1 protein-coding gene and 1 pseudogene are annotated in these 2,014 nt (G+C 66.0%); both read left to right on the forward strand.

All coding sequences use genetic code 11. The features are described 5' to 3' along the window. The first annotated feature begins 189 nt into the window (after positions 1 to 189). A complete protein-coding gene (gene ltrA / locus ACFU5K_RS31755; RefSeq protein WP_384068180.1) occupies positions 190 to 1,641 on the forward strand; it encodes a group II intron reverse transcriptase/maturase in 1,452 nt (483 codons plus the stop codon). Between the two features lie 128 nt (positions 1,642 to 1,769). Beyond that, a pseudogene (locus ACFU5K_RS31760) lies at positions 1,770 to 1,982 on the forward strand (hypothetical protein); the annotation flags it as partial. Positions 1,983 to 2,014 lie beyond the last annotated feature (32 nt).

The raw sequence follows: 2,014 nt of genomic DNA on the forward strand, positions 1-2,014 counted from the left end.
GATCACAAGTGAACACGGGAACCGTCCCGGCCCCTGCCACGAGCCGCGCGTCCGGCGCGGAGATTCAGGCTGGGTCCATCGTCGGCCGACCAGGCCGGGGCGGGGCGGAGCCGTCGTAGTAGTCCGAGCGCGGGAAAGCCGCGTGCATGGCGAAGGGCGGCAGCGGGACACGAGTAGGAAGGGATTGCAATGCTCGAAGATGCCGGGGTGGAGACTTCGGCCGCGCAGCACGACGCGCCTGTGGCGCACGGGCTGCGGGTACGGGAGATGCAGACCAAATTGCACCGCTGGGCGGTGGCCGAACCTGGCCACCGATTCGATGATCTTTACCACCTGGTATGCGACCGCAGGTTCCTCGCGATGGCGTGGAGCCGGGTCGCCGGCAACACCGGTGCCCGCACTGCCGGGGTGGATCGGGCCACGGTCCGCTCCATTATCGAGCGGGTGGGAGTGCCAGTGTTCCTGGACGAGCTGCGTGAGCAGTTGCGGCAGCAGGCGTTTCGCCCGTTGCCGGTTCGTGAGCGGATGATTCCCAAGCACGGCGGGAAGCTGAGGAGTCTCGGCATTCCGACCGTGGCCGATCGCGTGGTCCAGGCGGCGCTGAAGCTGGTGCTGGAACCCATTTTCGAGGCCGACTTCGACTCGGTCTCCTATGGGTTCCGGCCCGACCGGAGGGCGCACGACGCGATCGCCGAGATCCACTTCTGGGGCACTCAAGGGTACCGCCAGGTCCTGGATGCGGATATCGAGGCGTGTTTCGACTCGATCGACCACACGGCCCTGATGGGCCGGGTGCGTGCACGAGTCAAGGACAAGCGCGTGCTCGCCCTGGTCAAGGCGTTCCTGAAGGCTGGGATCCTGCGGGAGACCGGTGCGATGGAGTCGTCCGAGACCGGCACCCCGCAAGGGGGAATCCTCTCTCCGCTGCTGGCCAACATTGCCCTGTCGGCGCTCGACGAGCACGTGATGGGGCCGTGGAAGCCGGGCGGAACGATGTCCTCGGACCAGCGCCGCAGGACGCGGGTGACCAAGCACCTGCCCAACTGGCGGATCGTCCGCTACGCGGACGATTTCGTCGTGTTGGTCAGGGGCGAACGCCACCACGTCGAGGCGCTGGCAAGGGAAATCGGGGAGGTCCTGGCCCCGCTCGGGCTGCGTCTGTCGCAGTCCAAGACGCGCGTGGTGCACATGGCCGACGGGTTCGACTTCCTCGGCTTCCACGTCAAGTGGATGCGCAAGCGAGGAACGGACAAGTGCTACGTCTACACCTTCATCGCGGACAAGCCGGTTCGTGAGCTGAAGCGGAAGATCAGGGCACTGACCCACAGGAGGTCGCAGGTCCCGTTCGCCGCCGTGCTGTCGAGGATCAACCAGATCCTTCGTGGCTGGGCCAACTACTTCAAGCACGCTGTCGCCAAGCACACCTTCAACGCTCTGCGTTCGTTCGTGTGGTGGCGGGTGGTCAATATGATCACGTATCGGCGGCGCATGACGTGGACAGCCCTGCGCCGACAGTTCAAAGGCCCCCAGGGCTGGCGGCAGATCGCATTGGACGGAGTCGAGCTGTTCAACATCGGCGCGGTGGCGGTCACCCGCTACCGCTGGCGCGGACTGAGCATCCCGACACCGTGGACTGCATAAGATCATCGCCCCAACGGCAGTGACCCGTGGAGAGCCGGATGCGGTGAAAGTCGCACGTCCGGTTCGGCGAGCGGTCCGGGGAAACGGAGCTGGGGAGACCCGGCCACCGCGCCCCGGGCCGACTCTCCAGCATCGGCTGGATCATGATGCACCGCCGCCTCGCCCGCGACTACGAGACCCTCACTACCAGCTCCGAAGCCATGATCCACATCGCCTCGATCGACAACCTCGCCAAGCGCATAACGGACGAGACCACACCCACCTGGCGGGGAACTTACTGGGTCTTCGAATTTAGTGGGGGTGCGATGGCGACGGGTGGGCTCGTCCGTCACCCTGCGTGAGGTTGTTGGGGTGCGGGCGCCCTGGATGCAAG

Origin of the sequence: Streptomyces sp. NPDC057428 (genome assembly GCF_042803195.1) — a bacterium.
Taxonomy (GTDB): domain Bacteria; phylum Actinomycetota; class Actinomycetes; order Streptomycetales; family Streptomycetaceae; genus Streptomyces.

What these genes read in the sequence shown, in the direction of transcription:
- ltrA (WP_384068180.1), top strand. Translation starts at nt 190, where the DNA reads ATGCTCGAAGATGCCGGGGTGGAGACTTCGGCCGCGCAGCACGACGCG.